Raw genomic sequence first — 20,705 nt, 5'->3', positions numbered from 1 at the left:
AAATTTTAAACTTTTTTCATTCTCTCAAAACTAGATAATGCAGAAGAAGTTTTAAAAAAACTCGAGTCCACCTAATATTAAATGGTTAAGTCCTCGAACGATTAGTATCAGTCAGCTCCACATGTCGCCATGCTTCCACCTCTGACCTATCAACCTGATCATCTTTCAGGGTTCTTACTAGCTTGACGCTATGGGAAATCTCATCTTGAGGGGGGCTTCATGCTTAGATGCTTTCAGCACTTATCCCGTCCGCACATAGCTACCCAGCGATGCCTTTGGCAAGACAACTGGTACACCAGCGGTGCGTCCATCCCGGTCCTCTCGTACTAAGGACAGCTCCTCTCAAATTTCCTGCGCCCACGACGGATAGGGACCGAACTGTCTCACGACGTTCTGAACCCAGCTCGCGTACCGCTTTAATGGGCGAACAGCCCAACCCTTGGGACCGACTACAGCCCCAGGATGCGATGAGCCGACATCGAGGTGCCAAACCTCCCCGTCGATGTGGACTCTTGGGGGAGATAAGCCTGTTATCCCCGGGGTAGCTTTTATCCGTTGAGCGATGGCCCTTCCATGCGGAACCACCGGATCACTAAGCCCGACTTTCGTCCCTGCTCGACTTGTAGGTCTCGCAGTCAAGCTCCCTTGTGCCTTTACACTCTACGAATGATTTCCAACCATTCTGAGGGAACCTTTGGGCGCCTCCGTTACTCTTTAGGAGGCGACCGCCCCAGTCAAACTGCCCACCTGACACTGTCTCCCACCCCGATAAGGGGTGCGGGTTAGAATTTCAATACAGCCAGGGTAGTATCCCACCGACGCCTCCACCGAAGCTAGCGCTCCGGCTTCTCAGGCTCCTACCTATCCTGTACAAGCTGTACCAAAATTCAATATCAGGCTACAGTAAAGCTCCACGGGGTCTTTCCGTCCTGTCGCGGGTAACCTGCATCTTCACAGGTACTATAATTTCACCGAGTCTCTCGTTGAGACAGTGCCCAGATCGTTACGCCTTTCGTGCGGGTCGGAACTTACCCGACAAGGAATTTCGCTACCTTAGGACCGTTATAGTTACGGCCGCCGTTTACTGGGGCTTCGATTCAGAGCTTCGCTTGCGCTAACCCCTCCTCTTAACCTTCCAGCACCGGGCAGGCGTCAGCCCCTATACTTCGCCTTGCGGCTTCGCAGAGACCTGTGTTTTTGCTAAACAGTCGCCTGGGCCTATTCACTGCGGCTCTTCGAGGCTATGAACCTCAAAGAGCACCCCTTCTCCCGAAGTTACGGGGTCATTTTGCCGAGTTCCTTAACGAGAGTTCTCTCGCTCACCTTAGGATTCTCTCCTCGCCTACCTGTGTCGGTTTGCGGTACGGGCACCTTTTATCTCGCTAGAGGCTTTTCTTGGCAGTGTGGAATCAGGAACTTCGGTACTAAATTTCCCTCGCTGTCACAGCTCAGCCTTCACGGTGAACGGATTTTCCTATTCACCAGCCTAACTGCTTAGACGCGCATATCCAACAGCGCGCTTACCCTATCCTCCTGCGTCCCCCCATCACTCAAACGATAAAGAGGTGGTACAGGAATATCAACCTGTTGTCCATCGCCTACGCCTTTCGGCCTCGGCTTAGGTCCCGACTAACCCTGAGCGGACGAGCCTTCCTCAGGAAACCTTAGGCATTCGGTGGATGAGATTCTCACTCATCTTTCGCTACTCATACCGGCATTCTCACTTCTAAGCGCTCCACCAGTCCTTACGGTCTAGCTTCAACGCCCTTAGAACGCTCTCCTACCACTGACACCTGATGGTGTCAATCCACAGCTTCGGTGATACGTTTAGCCCCGGTACATTTTCGGCGCAGAGTCACTCGACCAGTGAGCTATTACGCACTCTTTAAATGGTGGCTGCTTCTAAGCCAACATCCTGGTTGTCTAAGCAACTCCACATCCTTTTCCACTTAACGTATACTTTGGGACCTTAGCTGGTGGTCTGGGCTGTTTCCCTTTTGACTACGGATCTTATCACTCGCAGTCTGACTCCCACGGATAAGTCTTTGGCATTCGGAGTTTGTCTGAATTCGGTAACCCGATGAGGGCCCCTAGTCCAAACAGTGCTCTACCTCCAAGACTCTTACTACGTGAGGCTAGCCCTAAAGCTATTTCGGAGAGAACCAGCTATCTCCAAGTTCGATTGGAATTTCTCCGCTACCCACACCTCATCCCCGCACTTTTCAACGTGCGTGGGTTCGGGCCTCCATCCAGTGTTACCTGGACTTCACCCTGGACATGGGTAGATCACCTGGTTTCGGGTCTACGACCACATACTCATTCGCCCTATTCAGACTCGCTTTCGCTGCGGCTCCGTCTCTTCAACTTAACCTTGCATGGGATCGTAACTCGCCGGTTCATTCTACAAAAGGCACGCCATCACCCATGAACGGGCTCTGACTACTTGTAGGCACACGGTTTCAGGAACTATTTCACTCCCCTTCCGGGGTGCTTTTCACCTTTCCCTCACGGTACTGGTTCACTATCGGTCACTAGGGAGTATTTAGCCTTGGGAGATGGTCCTCCCTGCTTCCGACCGGATTTCTCGTGTCCGGCCGTACTCAGGATCCACTCAGGAGGGAACGAAGTTTCAACTACAGGGTTTTTACCTTCTATGACGGACCTTTCCAGATCGCTTCATTTACCCCGTTCCTTTGTAACTCCATGTTGAGTGTCCTACAACCCCAAGAGGCAAGCCTCTTGGTTTGGGCTATGTCCCGTTTCGCTCGCCGCTACTCAGGGAATCGCGTTTGCTTTCTCTTCCTCCGGGTACTTAGATGTTTCAGTTCCCCGGGTATGCCATCAATACCCTATGTATTCAGGTAAAGATACTGCTCCATTACGAGCAGTGGGTTCCCCCATTCGGAAATCTCCGGATCAAAGCTTACTTACAGCTCCCCGAAGCATATCGGTGTTAGTCCCGTCCTTCATCGGCTCCTAGTGCCAAGGCATTCACCGTGCGCCCTTTCTAACTTAACCTAAAAGGTTATTTCTCTTAATTACTCAAGAGAGAAAACTAAAATGGCGATTACTCGATGTTTTCTTGCTTCTTCTTACGATTATCTAGTTTTCAAAGAACGAATGTTGTGCATTGAGAGAATTGCTCCCTCAAAACTAAACAAACAAAAAGCGGTCAACTTTATCAGTCCACAAGGACTGCATATTCCTTAGAAAGGAGGTGATCCAGCCGCACCTTCCGATACGGCTACCTTGTTACGACTTCACCCCAATCATCTGTCCCACCTTAGGCGGCTGGCTCCTTACGGTTACCCCACCGACTTCGGGTGTTACAAACTCTCGTGGTGTGACGGGCGGTGTGTACAAGGCCCGGGAACGTATTCACCGCGGCATGCTGATCCGCGATTACTAGCGATTCCGGCTTCATGTAGGCGAGTTGCAGCCTACAATCCGAACTGAGAATGGTTTTATGGGATTGGCTAGGCCTCGCGGCTTTGCTGCCCTTTGTACCATCCATTGTAGCACGTGTGTAGCCCAGGTCATAAGGGGCATGATGATTTGACGTCATCCCCACCTTCCTCCGGTTTGTCACCGGCAGTCTCCTTAGAGTGCCCAACTGAATGCTGGCAACTAAGAACAAGGGTTGCGCTCGTTGCGGGACTTAACCCAACATCTCACGACACGAGCTGACGACAACCATGCACCACCTGTCACTCTGTCCCCCGAAGGGGAACGTCCTATCTCTAGGAGTGTCAGAGGATGTCAAGACCTGGTAAGGTTCTTCGCGTTGCTTCGAATTAAACCACATGCTCCACCGCTTGTGCGGGCCCCCGTCAATTCCTTTGAGTTTCAGCCTTGCGGCCGTACTCCCCAGGCGGAGTGCTTAATGCGTTAGCTGCAGCACTAAGGGGCGGAAACCCCCTAACACTTAGCACTCATCGTTTACGGCGTGGACTACCAGGGTATCTAATCCTGTTTGCTCCCCACGCTTTCGCGCCTCAGCGTCAGTTACAGACCAGAAAGCCGCCTTCGCCACTGGTGTTCCTCCACATCTCTACGCATTTCACCGCTACACGTGGAATTCCGCTTTCCTCTTCTGCACTCAAGTCCCCCAGTTTCCAATGACCCTCCACGGTTGAGCCGTGGGCTTTCACATCAGACTTAAAGGACCGCCTGCGCGCGCTTTACGCCCAATAATTCCGGACAACGCTTGCCACCTACGTATTACCGCGGCTGCTGGCACGTAGTTAGCCGTGGCTTTCTGGTTAGGTACCGTCAAGGTACCGGCAGTTACTCCGGTACTTGTTCTTCCCTAACAACAGAGCTTTACGACCCGAAGGCCTTCATCGCTCACGCGGCGTTGCTCCATCAGACTTTCGTCCATTGTGGAAGATTCCCTACTGCTGCCTCCCGTAGGAGTCTGGGCCGTGTCTCAGTCCCAGTGTGGCCGATCACCCTCTCAGGTCGGCTACGCATCGTCGCCTTGGTGAGCCGTTACCTCACCAACTAGCTAATGCGCCGCGGGCCCATCTGTAAGTGTCAGCGTAAACCGACTTTCAGCTTTTCCTCATGAGAGGAAAAGGATTATCCGGTATTAGCATCGGTTTCCCGATGTTATCCCAGTCTTACAGGCAGGTTGCCCACGTGTTACTCACCCGTCCGCCGCTAATCTTCAGGAGCAAGCTCCTGAAGATTCGCTCGACTTGCATGTATTAGGCACGCCGCCAGCGTTCGTCCTGAGCCAGGATCAAACTCTCCGAGAAAGTTGATTTAGCTCATTTTGTTACGTTGGCTTAGTTTCAAATGAAACTAATATTATTGTTTGTTGACGTTTTTGTTTGTTTAGTTTTCAAGGAACATTTACTCAATCGCCCAAAAGCGACTTTATTAATATATCATCTGTTGTTTGTAATGTCAACAACTTTTTTAAGTTGTTTTTGTTACTGTTATCAGCGACGTTTATTACTATAACAAGATAATAAATATATGTCAAATGATTTTCTAAAAAAATTTTAAAATCTTATCAACACATTAGCCTTTTTTTCTGTCCCTTTTACCTTTACGCATATATTTAAAGCATTCATTAGGGGAAGCAACCCTTTTAAATAACGTAAATAGTATTTTATATCTTTCTTCCATAGCTCTTTTAACGATATGGTCAATTCGATCATCTCGCAAGTCATATAATATTTCATCCATCTCTCTTTTAATCAAGTACTCCATTTCCTTTACTTCTTTTTCGTTAATGAGAAATCCAAACATTCAATAACCTCCACAGAAATATAGTTATAGTAGTCTTTTCCAATTATAGAAATTTTATAATTAAATTTAATTAATCATATTACGAAAAGTTTCAGCATAGGTTGAGACAAGGAATGTATTGGACGAGGTGGGAAGGATGAAATTCTTTTTTGTATTAAATGGCAAATCTTTAAAAAGTGTATCCCTTGTACTGATTGCAGCTTTTTTTACCGCTTGGTTTCTTTATTTGGAAAACTTAGTGCAAATCCCTGTTTTTTCTGCAAAGGACAGTTCAAAGGCCATTTATCGTGGTGAAAAGGACCTTGCTCTCACTTTTAATATTGGATGGGGGGATGAAAAGGCAGAGCCCATTTTAGACACGTTAAAAAAAGAGAATGTCAGATCTGCTACATTCTTCTTAGCAGGTTCCTGGGCTGAACGCCATCCAGATTTAGTCAATCGGATTGTAAAAGATGGGTATGAAATTGGGATACTCGGTTATGAGTATGTCGATTACAAGGATTTAGAGGATGGCAAAATTGCTAAGGATATTTCAAAGGCCCAAGAGGTTTTTACTAAGTTAAATGTTAAGAATATTAAGCTCCTTCGAGCACCAACAGGACATTTTGATGAGCGCACCTTAAAAATTGCCAAAAGGTACGAATATACGGTTGTTCATTGGAAAGTGGATTCTAGAGACTGGCAAAATCCTGGAGTCGATAAAATCGTTGAGAATGTTAAAGGCGCTGACAAGGGTGACATCATACTCCTCCACGCCTCTGATTCTGCCAAACAAACAGCAAAGGCCTTGCCGCTAATCTTAGCCGATATTCGTCAAAAAGGGCTGAAACTCGTATCCGTTTCCGAAATGATCGCCAACGGGGATGTCCAATCCAAAGAAATTAGATAAATCCCCTTATTCCAGGCTAAACAAAAACCGCCCTTACAAGGACGGTTTTTTTGTGATTTTCTTATTAGTCTTATTACTATTTGCATTAGGCTTTGCAGTGTTCGCCCGTTTTTGTTTTTCCAGCTCAGACCGTTCGTTTAATTTATGAAGAATTAATATTTGATAGGCATTACAAGCCAGTAAAGTAAACAGCATTAGATAAAACCAGCTTTTTTCATTTTCGCGAAGCACAGGAACCCACTCCACTAAGGTGGCGACAATCATAAAGAAAAGTGCAGGGATAAACGCCCCACGATTTGTCTGTTTCATTTTAAACCAAGCAACAATAAGTGCAACAGCGAGCAGCAGCAGTGCCGGTCCAAAATAAGGGAGAACGGAATCACCTGACTTGGCAAAATTCACATAACGTAAATAAACTAAATCAAATAAGCCAAATAGGAGAAGGACCATTTGGACCGCATTCCAAAGCGAGGTGGATTTAAAAATACCTAACCCAAATCGGTGAATGGTTAAATAAGAGAAAAAGCCCATTTGACTGATTAAACTAAATAGAAAACCCATCGCAATTAACCAAATTAATGTCGATAATATATCAATTAGTTTAAATTCAGTAAAGTAAGGCTGAAATTCATTCCAGCGTATGATAAATCCCATTATAGCTGTCGTGACCCCGCCAACTAATAACGTAGTCATAAAAAGTTTTACCAAATTACGGCTTGTCACAAGATAACCTCCAAAATACTACGAAATAAATACCATTCTGATTGTACCAATCCCCTTTCAAAAAATCTATAAGTTTGACTAACTCGCGTATAATCTCCTTGATTTTTCTCATCCTAACTTTAAGGATGTTTATGTGAAAGGAGCCTCTATATGAAAGGGAAAAGCACATTGCTCCTCCTACCCGTCATGTTTATGTTAACGAGCTGTTCTTCCAGTGATTCAGGCAGTGGAGGAGGGCAAATTGATTACGACCAAACAAAAAAAATGGTTGTGGATATTTTAAAGACAGATGATGGTAAGAAGGCAATACAAGATGTCATGACCGATGATGCCATGAAGGAAAAGCTGGTTATGGATCAAAAGGTTGTTTCTGACACCATACAACAAACACTAACAACTGATAAAGCAATCGAATTTTGGAAGAAAACATTCAGCGATCCAAAGTTTGCTCAAGGCGTTGCTAAAAATATGAAAACAGAGAATCAAGCACTGTTAAAAGGATTAATGAATGACCCAGAATATAGAGCGATGATGATTGAGGTTTTTAAAGAGCCTGAAATTCAAAAGGAAATGGCGGATGCCCTTAAAAGCAAGGATTACCGTGAACAACTGCAAAAGGTCATTACCGAAACCCTTGACAGCCCTCTTTATAAAGCCAAGATTGAGGAATTACTCTTAAAGGCTGCCGAGGAAACAAAAACTCCTGCCAAAAAGTAGCTTCAATAACTAATCTTCAAATTCACCTAACAGAAATGGACAGTCAAAAATAAGCCCCTTCCATCATGGAAGAGGCTTATTTTCTACTTTTTCAACAAGCTTGCTACTTTTTCTGCAATTTCCAAATAAATTTTTCCGATTTGATGATCTTCTTGGTAGACAGAAGGAGCAAAATCTTCATCGTTCCAATCTGGTTGGTTAAGCGGCAGGCGCCCGAGTACCTCAGTATTTAGTTCTTCTGCCAGCTTATCCCCGCCGCCGCGGCCAAATACATATTCCTTTTCGCCAGTCTGCTGGCTTTCAAAATAGGCCATGTTTTCAATAACACCAAGAACTTCATGTTCAGTTTTTAAAGCCATCGCCCCCGCACGTGCGGCCACAAACGCGGCTGTTGGATGCGGAGTAGTGACGATAATTTCCTTACATGCAGGAAGCATCGTATGCACGTCTAGTGCGACATCCCCTGTACCTGGTGGTAAGTCTAATAGTAAAAAGTCAATGTCTCCCCATTCCACTTCACTGAAGAAACTCGTTAACATTTTTCCTAGCATTGGGCCCCGCCAAATTATAGGGGCATTATCTTCAACAAAGAAGCCCATTGAAATCACTTTTACACCAAAGCGATCAACCGGGATAATTTTTTCCCCGCGTACAACAGGACGATTGGTTATTCCCATCATATCAGGGACACTGAAACCATATATATCGGCGTCAATCAGGCCGACCTTTTTTCCTAGTCGCGCTAAGGCTACAGCAAGGTTCACCGAAACGGTTGATTTACCTACGCCGCCTTTTCCACTGGCAATGGCAATAAAAGTTGTTTGATTAGAATTAAGGAGATTCTTGTCCGCATCTGGTTCAGCTTGGCGATGCTCTGCAAGGACAGATTCCGGAAGTTCACTGAAACGAATGCCGACTGTTGCAGCACCTTCTTCTTTTAACAAGTTAACGATTTGAGTTTGCAGCTGCAGCTGTTCACTAGTACCTGTTTTTGCAATAGCCACCTTCACGCTAACGTGATTTTTTTCTTCTTTTATCTTTATTTCTTCAATTGCATGTAATTCAGCTAAAGTTTTATGTAAAAATGGCTCCTTGAGTTCACCTAGGACTTCACGGATTCTCACATCAGTTAACATAAAAAAACACCTCACCTATTGAATTCGTTTCCATTCTCAGTATACCATAATCCTTCATGTAAACAGTTAAATGAATCACACGTTTGTAATGATAAAAAGGCAAATTCCATACATCACAAAGAAAACTCGCCGTTTGGCGAGCCGTTAAGCCGATCAAGGCATAGTCACTCTGTTTCCTTTAATTCCTTTTCATTTGTAAAATAACGAAGAATGCCCATATTAATGGATGCAGCTACTTTTTCCTGATAACTTTCCTTTTTTAACAAGGCTTTTTCAGTAGGATTGGAGAGAAAGCCAACCTCTACCAGCACACCAGGTTTTTTCGCATTTTTTAATATATAGACTTGATTAATCGGTTTTGCCTTTCTGTTGGTGTTCTCTAAATTTCTGCGGAGCTCCTCTTGGATGAACTTTGCCGCCCGTGCATTTTCCTTATGATGGGGGGCATAGAAGGTTTGGGCCCCGCTCCACCTTGCGGATGGAATGGCATTTAAGTGGATACTAACAAATAAGTCATTATCGGAGGTATTAATTATCTTTAATCTCTTCTTAAGATCCTCAACTTTTCTACGGCTATAGCCTTTTGTGCCAGGATCAGCTAAATCTTCGTCCTTTTCTCGGGTCATAATGACGAGAGCACCTTGTTCTTGAAGATAATCCCGGACCTTATGAGTAATTTCTAAAGCAATATCTTTTTCAAGTGTTTTGCCTGTTCCCGCCCCGCCATCCGGGCCGCCATGACCTGCATCTAATAAAATAATTTTCCCTGACAATGGTAGATTCCAGGTTTTCCACGAGCTATTTTCGTTAAAGTCATGTTGTAAAATGAAAAATAATGCTAATAGTCCAGCAATAAAGCCCATAATTTTTAATCTTCGCATTGACACCCAAATCATTCCTTCCCGCTCGTCCATGTTCAGTAAACTATATGGGACAAGGAACAGATTTAGAACGAGAAGAAATGTTCGATATTAATGCAGTCTCAACTTATGGCGCCTCTGGCCTTTTTCAAAACCTTCTCTCCACCAGACAGTGATGTATTGTTCACATAAATAATAAAGCGACTCACTCATGGCTCCTTCTTGACCATTTCCCCAATATAATAAAAAGTTATATAACGTATCAATGAGATGTTTTTCTTCTCTAAAGCAGCGCATCCGTACCTGTTCAAGATCTTCACCATGATAACCAAACTTACTGAACTTGGCCCCTAGCAGGAAGGCTTCTAGTGCAACATCATAACAAGCTTCCTCGATTCCTGTATTCATGACAAAGCTTGAAGCAAGACTAGTGGAGCCAAAATATTGCTTTACTCGCTCTTTTAATGTATTAATCGATAAGTCCCGCAGAACGGAACGCTCGTATTTAATTTGTTTTTCCCGTTTTTTTTCCTTAAAGGTTGTAATCACAGTCACTTCATTTCACCTCTTACAACTATTCTTTATCCCGAAGTCACAAGAAATGCAATAACCTAACTAATTTCCTTTTCCAAATTTTCTTAAGCATATAAAAAGAGGCCTTCAGGTAATGAACGGCCTCTTGCGCGTTTAAATTTATTTTTTTATTTTGGTTAATTCTCTATTTAGGATATACATGACTTTATCCGTAAACATTTCCTCTGCCATGGAAGCCAATACATCAATCGACATTCCCTCTGCCATTGCAAACATCGGATGGTCCTCTGAAAAACCGACTAAATACTTCTCAATTATTTTTCTAGTTTCTGCATTCTTCAACAGTTCACCAAGGGTAGAGCGCGTGGAATAAACATCATCTAAAATTTCAAGTGTCTCTATTTCCACATCCTCCATTTCCGGCATGGTGAACCAGTTGGCTACTAAACCGCCTGTTTCTGCTTCAGGTGCCTCATAACTTGGGTTAGCTTCCTCTACCTTATTAAAGAAAGCAATATCCTCATAGGTAACTCCATCTTGGTTACTCTGTACCTTAATTTCATTCAAACCTGAATTCAATGGTACATTTTCAAAAATAAACACATGGTTATCGCTGGTTTTAGCTCCCACCTCGACACCATTTGCTGCCAACGTTACTTGATCACAGTTGGAATAAACCTTAACTGAAATGGAATGATCGGCACGATCTACAAATCGCTTGCTGGTAATGTGGACAAACTTTTCTTGGGACCAATTGGCCTTGTACATATAAAAAGCATCTTTTTTAATCTTGCGGTCGTACGTCATCAAGCCTTTATTATTTCTTCCTTTTACGCCGCCTTCATCGCGAATATTTGCACCGAAGTCAAACATATTCCAAACGTATGTTGACCAAAGGTATGGCCGCTTCGAGAAAATCCCCCAAACGGTTTCATGGAATAAGGCATGATATTCTTCGGTATAGTCTTTTACCTTTGGATCATTGCTGTGGTATTGTAATATGCCCTCTGCTCCGTACTCAGAAATCCCTAATTTCACTTGCGGATTGACTTTATGGAATCCATCTAACCACTCAGCAAAGTCTTCTGTCTTTCCTTGATACCAGCCATAATATTTATTATAGCCAACAATATCGGTGATAAAATTGTATTCGTCTTTCTCCTGTACAAACATAACATTAGCCATCGTTGATAAACGAGTTGGATCTTCTTTTTTTGTCAGCTCATTTAGCTCTTTTACTAGTCGCCGAACCTCAGGTCGATCGCCGCCAATTTGGATTTCATTTTGAATTCCCCAGAACATGATCGATGGGTGGTTAAAATTCTGTCTGATAAGTTCAACCATCTGCTGTTTTGGATTAATGCCTTCCAGGTCTGTTTTTGACATGACGGAAATAAACGGGATTTCCGCCCAGACCACCATGCCCTCTTGGTCACAAAGATCATAAAAATATTGATCATGCTGATAGTGGGCCAAACGAATGGAAGTAGCTCCTACCTCTTTGATAAATTCCATATCTTCTTTATGTTCTTTTTTCGTAATCGCCCAGCCCATATCTTTACGGTCTTGGTGGCGGGAAACACCGTATAATGGGGTATGCTCGCCATTTAAGAAGAAGCCTTGTTCAGAATCAACCTTAAAATAACGCACTCCAAATGGGATTGCCAATTCATCCACTGTATCATTAAAACTCTGGAGTGTAAGATTGGCCGTGTACATATAAGCATTTTTTAAACCGTTCCATAGTATGGGGTTATGAATAGTGGCTGGAACCTCAACGGTCTTGGTTTCACCCGCCGCCAAGAACACTTCTTTTGCAGCATAGGCAGCACTTTTACCAACAGCGTCAAGAAGATCAACCCAAAGTCTCACTTTCTTTTCTTCCGCATGGTCATTGACTATTTTTGCTTTAATTGTTAACTTCGCTTGTTCATTTGAAACTTGTTCTTGAACGATATAGACCCCTTGTGATCCATAATCCATTAAATCAAAATGGACATGGTTGGCAATCACTATATTCACATCACGGTAAATACCACCGTAGAAAGTGAAGTCAGCCATTTGCGGATAAACATCCTCGACAACCGTATTGTCTACCTTAACCGCCAATATATTAGTTTTACCAAACTCAACCACGTCAGTAATATCGAAACGGAAAATGGAATAACCGCCGCGATGTTGTCCCAGATGGCGGCCATTCACAAATACATCCGTGACACTGTTAGCACCATTAAATTCTATGTACACTTTATTTCCTGCCGATGGAGCGGCTAAAGAAAATTCTTTACGATACCAGCATGCACCCTTATAGTAGTCAAACCCATTTGCACCATCTATGGCATTCCATGTGTGCGGGACATTAACGCTTTCCCAGGTATCATCGTTAAAACTTTTTTCTTTAGCTTCTTCGTCATTTTGTTTAGTAAATTTCCAAGATTGGTTAATGTTTATAACTTTTCTCATGTTTCCGCCTCCATTACTCTCCCTATTATTTTTAAAAAGGCAACTATCTAGTTGATAGCTGCCTATTGACTTTTATAAAAATTATCGTCTAGTATCCCATTTTCCACACCAAACATTTTCATTTGGTGTTCCTTTAAACTCAGATTCACCCATGATTTTATCAATTGTTTTGCTGATGGTAATTTCATCATCATTGTAAGCATTGATATAAGCCTTAACCATAGGAACATCTGTTAAGTGCGTTGTGAAGTTTAATGATACGAAAACAGTCGGTACTTCATACACATACCAAGGTACTTCATTACTCATAGCTGTTTTCCATTGAATGCGGTAGTTGTTTTGGGCACCATAGCCGATTACATCGGCAAAGACTAAAGCTGCATCCACTTCTTCCCGATATTTTAATGTAGAACCTTTAATCCGGGTTGTCCCATCGTTCACCGTCACTTCGAAGCCGCGTCTTTCTAACTCAGCAACAATGAAATCAAGAGTCTTGGAGCTAGCTTCATAGATACCGCCTTTTTCACCTTCTAGGAAGTAAAGGCGAATACGCTTGTGAGTTTCTGGACGAATTGGAAGCTGATCTAACGTGTTCTTAACTAATGTAATCCCTTTATCGGCTGCTGCTTTTGCACGTGCCACGTGGTCTTCACTGCCAATAACTTTTAGATCCTCTCTAGTGCGCAATAGTGTGCCTGCTTTTTGGGATTTGTGCAAACCGATTGCAGCTTTTAATCCTAAGATTCTTTCCAATGCATCCTGAAGACGCTCTTCTGTGATGACACCATTTTTGTAGCCATTTAACATGAAGTTGAAATCTTCCTCAATATCGTTAAAGAATAAGAACATGTCACATCCAGCTGCAATTGCCTGTGGAACATATTCTTCACGGCGCATTGCCGCAGTCATCCCTAACATGTGGGTAGCATCTGTTAACACTAAACCATTGAAACCTAATTTATCTTTTAATAGCCCATTAATTAATTCTGGTGCTAATGTTGCTGGTAATACATCTTTGTCTTCTAAACCAGGGACTAATGCTTTTTGATATTCTGGTAAGGCAATATGGCCAGCCATAATAGAATGAACACCATTTTCAATGTGGTTGCGGTATACTTTACCGAATGATTCTTCCCATTCATCCACAGATAATTCATTTACACCCAATACTAAGTGCTGATCGCGTTCCTCCGTACCATCACCTGGCCAGTGTTTAATACATACACCAATATTGCTTTCTCTTAACCCTTTAATATAGGCGTTTGTATGCTTAATAACCGTTTCGGCATTTGTTCCGTATGCACGGGTGTTTACAATCGTATTTCTCCAGTTTTTAAGGATATCCACGCATGGGTCAAAGTTCCAGTTTACACCAATCGCTTCTTCTTCACGACCGCTGACATATCCTGCATCGAATGATACTTGTTCATCACCAGAAGCTTCACACATTGCAGCTTTTGCCACATAAGTACCATCATTCATAGCGCCATTCCCGCCGGAGTCACAGTTTGCTGCAACTAATAAGGGTAGCTTTGAATGGGATTGTAGTTCATTAATTAAATCTTGAACTTGTTCCGAAGTGCCGCCTTGGTAACGAGCACCTCCAATGTGATATTTATTCATAATTTCTGCATTTGTTAATTTATTGCCGCTGAATTGATCGCCGCCGAAGAAAAATAGGTTAATGAATAATTGACCAATTTTCTCTTCAACCGACATGCCCGAAATCGTTTCTTTTACCCATTTAATATCCTCATCAGATAAAAGATATGGCTTTGCTTTTAAATCCACTTTAGGCATTTTAATCTCAACTTTTGCTGCCATTAAAACCACTCCTGCTCCTATTTTAAATTAGAATGGAACTCGTCAATTAATTTGGTTTGATATTCCCCGTCAAAGGTGCCATTTAATAGTTTCCCTAACGCTTCATTTGCAAGGCGTTCCCATGAAAAGCCTTCTTTTCCGACCAAGATTGGATAATATAACACACCATTTTTTTCTGCTGCATCTAAATCTCCAGGGGCATCGCCCACCATGAGGATTTTTTTCGTATCATAACCGAACTTTTTCAGTTCACCTATACAATGTGCCTTTGTACCTGCTTCTTGACCAAGCATTACTTGGACATGAGGTGTTAAATCATGTCTTGTCCACTCGTCGCGAACAGCACCGCCATTGGCAGAAGAAACAATCGCCACATCTGCTTCTTTATTGATTTTCGCTAATCCTTCTTTAACGCCTGGAAACGGTTCATCGTCACCAGATAATGCGGAAATAGCTTTATTTACTTCATTGCTCCAAACAAGAGCCTTTTTTAATTGTTCATCATTGCTTTTTTCAATTTCTCTTTCTAATGAAGGATTAGATAATTCCTTGGTCGTTTCTGTCCACTCTTTTACAGCAGCGATACTAGGAATTTCTAGTCCTTCCTCCGCTGCTAATTCAAACGTTCGAACTAAGCCTTTAAAACGGTTAATTCCTCGCGTCATAGAGTATAAGTTAACGTCATTCCAGATTTCCATGAATCTACCCTCGATTGGCTGCAATCCCCACACTTCAATCGCTTTTGGCCCAAAACACTTTTTATGTTTAACATCCATCGTATCCATGGCACATCCGTCAGAGTCAACACAAACAAGGAAATCTCTCGTTTTTTCAAATTCCGTAATATTTTCTTTCATGGCTACCTCCACAAGATGAACAAGTCACCCGATATTCGTTCTTTGTTAAAGTTTTTATCTCCAATTTATGTAAACGCTTCATTCTATAAACTATTTAGGGGCTGCCAATCCAGTAGTAAACTGGATTGACAACCCTCAGGAACATCCTTTTATACTCCAGTGTAAGAAGAGAAGCCGCCATCAATTGGAAGGACAACACCTGTTACAAAGCTTGCTGCTTGTTCACTTGCTAAGAAAAGAACTCCGCCAATTAATTCTTCTGGCTCACCAAAACGTTCCATTGGTGTGCTGTTAAGGATTTTTCCAGTCCTTGCAGTTGGAGTACCATCTTCATTGAACAATAATTTTTCATTTTGTTTTGTTACTAAGAATCCTGGTGCAATTGCATTTACACGAATGCCTGCTTTTGCAAAGTAAGTTGCACACCATTGTGTGAAGTTACTAATAGCTGCTTTTGCTCCGCTGTAGGCAGGGATTTTTGTTAATGGTGTGTATGCGTTCATAGACGATACATTGATAATGCAGCTTCCTTTTTTCTCTGTCATTGCTTTTGCAAATACTTGAGAAGGGAGTAATGTGCCTAGGAAGTTTAGGTCAAACACGAAACCTACTCCTTTAGGATCTAGTTCAAAGAAAGTTTTCATATCTGGGTTCTTTTTAACTTCTTCAGCATTAAAGAACTCGTCATCAGTCGTTCCGCGTGGATTGTTTCCACCTGCACCGTTTAGAAGAATGTCACATGTTCCAAGCTCTTTTTCAACGATTTCTCTAGCTTTTTCAAGTGCATCTCTATCTAACACGTTAGCTGCGACACCAATTGCTTGTCCGCCCGCTTCATTGATTTCATTTGCCACTTTATCTGCTGGTTCTTGGTTAAGATCAAGAATTGCTACTTTTGCTCCGCATTCTGCTAACGCCTTTGCAAAGTAAGATCCTAATACACCGCCGCCGCCAGTTACTACGGCAACCTTTCCTGCTAAATCCACTTTAAATGGAACTGTCATGATATTACCCTCCTAAGGTTTTTATTTATTTTCTATTTTTTCCTTCTGCTTCCCATAATCCGGTTAGGTAAGTAGCACCCAATGCACGGTCAAATAATCCATAGCCAGGTTTACCTGTTTCTCCCCAAATCATTCTTCCATGGTCTGGGCGAATTGGACCTGTGTAATCAAAGTCCTTCATTGCACGGATGATTTCGTACATATCTAGTGAACCGTATTCTGATACATGGGCAGATTCTTCAAAAGACATTCCACCTGTATGTTTTACGTTACGAGCATGAACAAAGTTTACGCGGCCTTTTTTTCCAAAATAACGAAGCATTTCAGGGAAATCATTTTCTGGATTACAGCCAAGCGAACCGCTGCACATCGTTAAGCCATTATATGGGCTGTCGTATAAGTTAACAAATCTTTCAAGGTTTTCTTTGTTGGTGATAATCCGTGGTAATCCAAAGATATCGAATGGTGGATCATCCGGATGAATTGCCATTTTAACGCCGGCTTCTTCTGCAACTGGGATGATTTCTTTAATGAAATACTCTAAGTTAGCCCAAAGTGTTTCATGATCTACATTTTTGTAGTGATCAAATAGAATTTGTAAGTCTTCTTTTTTATAGCTGCTGTCCCATCCTGGAAGAGATAATTCCCCAGTCAGCGGATCCATTTTCTTCGCCACTTCTTCTTCAAAAATAAGGGCTGTTGAACCATCTGGAAGACGGTAATCTAAATCCGTACGTGTCCAGTCAAAGATCGGCATGAAGTTGTAACATACAACAGGAATGCCAGCTTTACCTAAATTACGGATCGTTTCTTTGTAGTTTTCAATGTATTTATCACGAGTTGGTAAACCGATTTTAATGTCCTCATGTACAGGAACACTTTCAATAACGGAGATGTGTAAACCAGCTTCTTCCACCGTGCTTTTTAATTCTTGAATTTTTTCTAAAGGCCAAGCCTCTCCAACCGGGATATCATAGATTGCTGTTACAATACCTTTCATGCTGGGAATTTGACGGATATACTCCAATGGAATCGTATCTGTTTTGCCATACCAACGGAAACCCATTTCCATAATAAAACGCCTCCTATTAATTAACCTCTATGCTAAAATAGTTTTTTGCATTGTTATAACAAATATTCTCAATTAGCTTTTGCAACAATGCTTGATCATTCGGTAATTCTCCATCTTCCACCCATGAACCCACAAGATTACATAAAATCCGGCGGAAGTATTCATGACGACTATAAGAGATAAAGCTTCGTGAATCTGTCAGCATCCCGACAAAATGCATCAATAATCCTTGGTCTGCTAGTGCATTCAATTGGCGAAGCATTCCCTGCTTGGTGTCATTAAACCACCAGCCTGAACCAAGTTGTATTTTCCCTGCAATCCCTGGCTCCGTTTGGAAGTTAGCTAATGTGCTGCCAACTAGATCGTTATAAACTGGATTTAGATTATATAGGATGGTCCTTGGTAATGACCCATCTTGATCTAAGGCATCTAATAAGGCATTTAAAGGTGTAGCAACTTCGCCTTGATCATTAATGGAATCAAAGCCAATATCAGGTCCCAGCTTGTTAAACATCCTCGTATTATTATTTCGGATCGCACCGAAATGAATTTGCATCGCCCAATCTCTCTTTTTGTAGGATTTTCCTAAGAAAAGAAGGACAGCTGTTTTGAATTTCTTTTCATCGTCTATGCTGACACCATTACCAGTGCGTCCCGCAAGAAAAATAGCATTCAATTCACTTGGTTCCGCAGTGGAAAATGGGATTTCTCCCAAACCATGGTCAGATACACGTCCGCCTTTTTGATGAAAATATTCCACTCTTTCTTCAAGCACCTGTAAATATTCTTCAAAGGACGATATCTTCTTATTTGTTATCATTTCTAGTTGTTCAACGAACCCTGCAAAAGTATCTTTATTGATTTCTAATCCTTTGTCAGGACGGAAAGTCGGAACAACGACAACAGGGAAATCACTTTGTTTGATTTGGTCATGGTAATACAAATCATCGGTTGGATCATCCGTTGTACAAATCACCTTTACATCAGATCGTTTAATTAAACCCTGAACGGAGTAATCATCTTGCTGCAATAAGGCGTTGCATTGTTCCCAGATACGTTCCCAGTTATCTTCACTTAGTAATTCTTCAATTCCAAAGTATTTCTTTAATTCTAAGTGAGTCCAATGATAAAGAGGATTACCTACCGTATTAGGCACCGTTTTAGCCCAAGCCGCAAACTTTTCTTTGTCGCTCGCATCACCGGTAATATAACGTTCGTCGATTCCATTTGCTCTCATGCCGCGCCATTTATAGTGATCACCTGCCAGCCAGAGCTCCGTAATATTATTAAACTTCCGGTTTTCAGCAATCTCCTGTGGAGATAAGTGGCAGTGAAAATCATAAATTGGCATTTTTTCAGCATAATTGTGGTATAAATCAACGGCTGTTTTATTTTTCAACATAAAATCATCATGAATAAATGATCCCATTTTCTACTACCTCCCTCTTTTTGTTCTTTCGTTACCCTCATTATCGATTAATAGAAAATGAGCGCTCCATATATTTTTCAACATCGGAAATGGGAATTAAGTTTGCATCTCCCTCGATGGTGTGTTTGAGGGCAAAGCAACCGGTTGCAAATTCAACGGCTTGCCCTGGCTCAAAGCCGCTAATTAAGGAATAAATCATTCCTGCAGAAAAGGCATCGCCTGTACCTACTCGGTCAATAATATCTACTTCCACTTCGGTTGACTGATAAAACTTTGAGCCATCAAACAGATAAGCCTGTAATTTATTACAATTAACGGATACATGCTCTCTTTTGGTCATGGCCACATATTTTAATCCATATTGTTTATGAAGCTCTTCCATAACTCTGGCATAATCATCGATGCTAGGATGTTCAGGAAGCCTATCTTTCATCTCTTCTCCGGCTGCATCCAATAATTTTAATGGTTCAATCCCAATACATACATCGACAAACTCAATTAACTCGGTCATCTTTTCACGCGCTTTTTCAAAGGACCATAACGCACTTCTGTAATTGAGATCACAACTTGTAGTGAGGCCCTTTTCCTTCGCAGCGATTAATGACTTTTTGGTTAAGTCAAACAAATCTTCATTTAGTGCCGGTGTTATTCCGCTGATATGAAACCAATCGGCATCGGCAAAAATACTGTCGAAATCATATTCATCAGCCTTCGACATGGCAAAAGCGGAATATTTCCTGTCATAATAAACCTTTGTAGGTCTGATAGAATATCCTTTTTCTAAAAAGTAAATCCCCAGCCGATCTCCCCCATGCAGAACATGGTTGGTCAGGACACCAAACCGATTTAACTGCTGTTCTGCACTCGTTCCGACTGCATTTTGTGGCAGCTTTGTCACGAAAGAACTGGATAGTCCAAATTTTGCTAAGGAAACAGCGACATTCGCTTCCCCGCCGCCGTACACCGCATCAAAAGAATTTGCTTGAACAATCTTTTGATAATTAGGTGCTGATAACCGAAGCATAATTTCCCCAAGAGTGACTACCTTTTTCATGATTATTCCGCCTTAATGGAAGCCAACTTATCCATGAACTCGCGGGCAACCTTTTCGACTGAGCTATAATCACCATTTGCTACACCCTTTGTTAAGGCACTGCCAATCCCAACTGCAAAGGCACCATTCTTCATCCATTTATCGATATTATCCAGGCTTACTCCGCCAGATGGCATTAATTCAACATGTGGAATCGGTCCTTTTACATCTTTAATAAATCCTGGTCCCATTAAACTTCCAGGGAACAATTTCACGACATCGACTCCGTATGAAAGTGCCTCCATAATTTCAGTAACGGATCCACAGCCTGGCAAATATGGAGTCGCATAGCGGTTACACATGGTCGCGATGGCACCATCAAAATGCGGACTAACCACATAGCGTGCACCCTTCATAATCGCAATTCTAGCTGTTTCAGCATCTAAAACGGTTCCTGCGCCAACAATCATTCCAGGCTCCCCTAAACGAGAAAGTTCAGCAATGGCATCTTCTGCACCCGGTGTTGAAAATGTAACCTCAAGAGAACGAATACCACCCTTAAAGGCCTGTTTAGAAATTTCAACCGCATCTTCTTTGTTTTTACCGCGAATAACAGCAACTAAGTATCCTTTATGCATTTCATTCAGAGTTTCAAATTTTTGCAACATATAATCACCCGTCATTTTTAGTAGTATCAATCTTTAAATACATTTACTATTTCATTTTGATAGCAGAGCTCTTTCAAGCATTTCAATCATTATTTAGGGTTAAACAAACTAGTAAAAATATACTAATATTCATGTTAAACACTTCGTTGGAAAATTGATGAAATTATCAAAATTACTTTGTTTATTTTATACTTGTATACTAGCATACTTATCAGATTTTTTCTATTAAAGTTAACC

Annotated in this window: 15 protein-coding genes and 2 rRNA genes; 2 read left to right on the top strand and 15 right to left on the bottom strand. The window is 42.2% G+C overall.

The features are described from left to right. Positions 1-81 precede the first annotated feature (81 nt). From AC4E8C_RS00960 to AC4E8C_RS00950, 3 genes are all read right to left on the bottom strand, one after another. A 23S ribosomal RNA gene (locus AC4E8C_RS00960) occupies positions 82-3,018 on the bottom strand. Positions 3,019-3,210: 192 nt separating this feature from the next. Continuing rightward, positions 3,211-4,760 (bottom strand): 16S ribosomal RNA (locus AC4E8C_RS00955). The 16S and 23S rRNA genes sit together here, the layout of an rRNA operon. Before the next feature lie 268 nt (positions 4,761-5,028). Then, complete coding sequence (locus tag AC4E8C_RS00950) at positions 5,029-5,259, bottom strand: hypothetical protein (protein ID WP_490209550.1); 231 nt, start codon at positions 5,257-5,259, stop codon at positions 5,029-5,031. Positions 5,260-5,395: 136 nt separating this feature from the next. Between AC4E8C_RS00950 and pdaB the strand changes: the two genes are divergently transcribed. After that, positions 5,396-6,148: a polysaccharide deacetylase family sporulation protein PdaB gene (pdaB, locus tag AC4E8C_RS00945; protein ID WP_490209548.1), complete on the top strand. Its 753-nt coding sequence runs from the start codon at positions 5,396-5,398 to the stop codon at positions 6,146-6,148. Positions 6,149-6,181: 33 nt separating this feature from the next. Here pdaB and AC4E8C_RS00940 read toward each other — a convergent pair whose 3' ends face one another. Further along, the gene (locus AC4E8C_RS00940; protein WP_490209546.1) at positions 6,182-6,871 is read right to left on the bottom strand and encodes a KinB-signaling pathway activation protein; all 690 of its coding nucleotides are present in this window, start codon (positions 6,869-6,871) and stop codon (positions 6,182-6,184) included. Between the two features lie 150 nt (positions 6,872-7,021). Here AC4E8C_RS00940 and gerD point away from each other — a divergent pair, with 150 nt between their 5' ends. Further along, positions 7,022-7,588, top strand: coding sequence for a spore germination lipoprotein GerD (gerD, locus tag AC4E8C_RS00935; protein ID WP_490209545.1), 567 nt, complete (start codon positions 7,022-7,024; stop codon positions 7,586-7,588). 83 nt (positions 7,589-7,671) lie between these two features. On the opposite strand, the gene AC4E8C_RS00930 is transcribed toward gerD, so the two are convergent. From AC4E8C_RS00930 to AC4E8C_RS00880, 11 genes are all read right to left on the bottom strand, one after another. Beyond that, positions 7,672-8,724: an Mrp/NBP35 family ATP-binding protein gene (locus AC4E8C_RS00930; protein WP_490209543.1), complete on the bottom strand. Its 1,053-nt coding sequence runs from the start codon at positions 8,722-8,724 to the stop codon at positions 7,672-7,674. A 164-nt stretch (positions 8,725-8,888) separates the two neighbouring features. Next, positions 8,889-9,605 (bottom strand): N-acetylmuramoyl-L-alanine amidase CwlD, encoded by a 717-nt coding sequence (gene cwlD / locus AC4E8C_RS00925; protein WP_490212428.1) that lies wholly within the window; start codon positions 9,603-9,605, stop codon positions 8,889-8,891. 90 nt (positions 9,606-9,695) lie between these two features. Next, positions 9,696-10,139 (bottom strand): YbaK family protein, encoded by a 444-nt coding sequence (locus AC4E8C_RS00920; RefSeq protein WP_490209541.1) that lies wholly within the window; start codon positions 10,137-10,139, stop codon positions 9,696-9,698. A gap of 138 nt (positions 10,140-10,277) precedes the next feature. Then, a complete protein-coding gene (locus tag AC4E8C_RS00915; RefSeq protein ID WP_490209539.1) occupies positions 10,278-12,581 on the bottom strand; it encodes a glycoside hydrolase family 2 protein in 2,304 nt (767 codons plus the stop codon). 81 nt (positions 12,582-12,662) lie between these two features. After that, positions 12,663-14,405: a glycoside hydrolase family 3 protein gene (locus tag AC4E8C_RS00910; RefSeq protein ID WP_490209537.1), complete on the bottom strand. Its 1,743-nt coding sequence runs from the start codon at positions 14,403-14,405 to the stop codon at positions 12,663-12,665. A gap of 17 nt (positions 14,406-14,422) precedes the next feature. Further along, on the bottom strand, positions 14,423-15,262 hold the full coding sequence (locus AC4E8C_RS00905) for an HAD family hydrolase (RefSeq protein WP_490209535.1): 840 nt from the start codon (positions 15,260-15,262) through the stop codon (positions 14,423-14,425). 149 nt (positions 15,263-15,411) lie between these two features. Further along, on the bottom strand, positions 15,412-16,266 hold the full coding sequence (locus tag AC4E8C_RS00900; protein WP_490209533.1) for an SDR family oxidoreductase: 855 nt from the start codon (positions 16,264-16,266) through the stop codon (positions 15,412-15,414). 25 nt (positions 16,267-16,291) lie between these two features. Beyond that, positions 16,292-17,338 carry a mannonate dehydratase gene (gene uxuA, locus AC4E8C_RS00895; RefSeq protein ID WP_490209532.1) on the bottom strand — a complete coding sequence of 349 codons (1,047 nt, stop codon included), beginning with the start codon at positions 17,336-17,338 and terminating at the stop codon, positions 16,292-16,294. A gap of 16 nt (positions 17,339-17,354) precedes the next feature. Next, a complete protein-coding gene (gene uxaC, locus AC4E8C_RS00890) occupies positions 17,355-18,767 on the bottom strand; it encodes a glucuronate isomerase (RefSeq protein ID WP_490209530.1) in 1,413 nt (470 codons plus the stop codon). Positions 18,768-18,807: 40 nt separating this feature from the next. Further along, entirely contained in the window at positions 18,808-19,821 is a 1,014-nt protein-coding gene (locus tag AC4E8C_RS00885; RefSeq protein ID WP_490209528.1) for a PfkB family carbohydrate kinase, read from the bottom strand. Between the two features lie 2 nt (positions 19,822-19,823). Next, positions 19,824-20,465, bottom strand: coding sequence for a bifunctional 2-keto-4-hydroxyglutarate aldolase/2-keto-3-deoxy-6-phosphogluconate aldolase (locus AC4E8C_RS00880; RefSeq protein ID WP_490212427.1), 642 nt, complete (start codon positions 20,463-20,465; stop codon positions 19,824-19,826). Between the last annotated feature and the right edge of the window lie 240 nt (positions 20,466-20,705).

The organism is Neobacillus sp. SRL179 (genome assembly GCF_984799095.1).
The sequence above is the reverse complement of the archived record's forward strand: the minus strand, read 5'-3'. Positions and strand labels throughout refer to the sequence as shown.

What these genes read in the sequence shown, in the direction of transcription:
- AC4E8C_RS00950 (WP_490209550.1), bottom strand. Translation starts at nt 5,259, where the DNA reads ATGTTTGGATTTCTCATTAACGAAAAAGAAGTAAAGGAAATGGAGTAC.
- pdaB (WP_490209548.1), top strand. Translation starts at nt 5,396, where the DNA reads ATGAAATTCTTTTTTGTATTAAATGGCAAATCTTTAAAAAGTGTATCC.
- gerD (WP_490209545.1), top strand. Translation starts at nt 7,022, where the DNA reads ATGAAAGGGAAAAGCACATTGCTCCTCCTACCCGTCATGTTTATGTTA.
- AC4E8C_RS00930 (WP_490209543.1), bottom strand. Translation starts at nt 8,724, where the DNA reads ATGTTAACTGATGTGAGAATCCGTGAAGTCCTAGGTGAACTCAAGGAG.
- cwlD (WP_490212428.1), bottom strand. Translation starts at nt 9,605, where the DNA reads ATGCGAAGATTAAAAATTATGGGCTTTATTGCTGGACTATTAGCATTA.
- AC4E8C_RS00915 (WP_490209539.1), bottom strand. Translation starts at nt 12,581, where the DNA reads ATGAGAAAAGTTATAAACATTAACCAATCTTGGAAATTTACTAAACAA.
- AC4E8C_RS00910 (WP_490209537.1), bottom strand. Translation starts at nt 14,405, where the DNA reads ATGGCAGCAAAAGTTGAGATTAAAATGCCTAAAGTGGATTTAAAAGCA.
- AC4E8C_RS00905 (WP_490209535.1), bottom strand. Translation starts at nt 15,262, where the DNA reads ATGAAAGAAAATATTACGGAATTTGAAAAAACGAGAGATTTCCTTGTT.
- AC4E8C_RS00900 (WP_490209533.1), bottom strand. Translation starts at nt 16,266, where the DNA reads ATGACAGTTCCATTTAAAGTGGATTTAGCAGGAAAGGTTGCCGTAGTA.
- uxuA (WP_490209532.1), bottom strand. Translation starts at nt 17,338, where the DNA reads ATGGAAATGGGTTTCCGTTGGTATGGCAAAACAGATACGATTCCATTG.
- uxaC (WP_490209530.1), bottom strand. Translation starts at nt 18,767, where the DNA reads ATGGGATCATTTATTCATGATGATTTTATGTTGAAAAATAAAACAGCC.
- AC4E8C_RS00885 (WP_490209528.1), bottom strand. Translation starts at nt 19,821, where the DNA reads ATGAAAAAGGTAGTCACTCTTGGGGAAATTATGCTTCGGTTATCAGCA.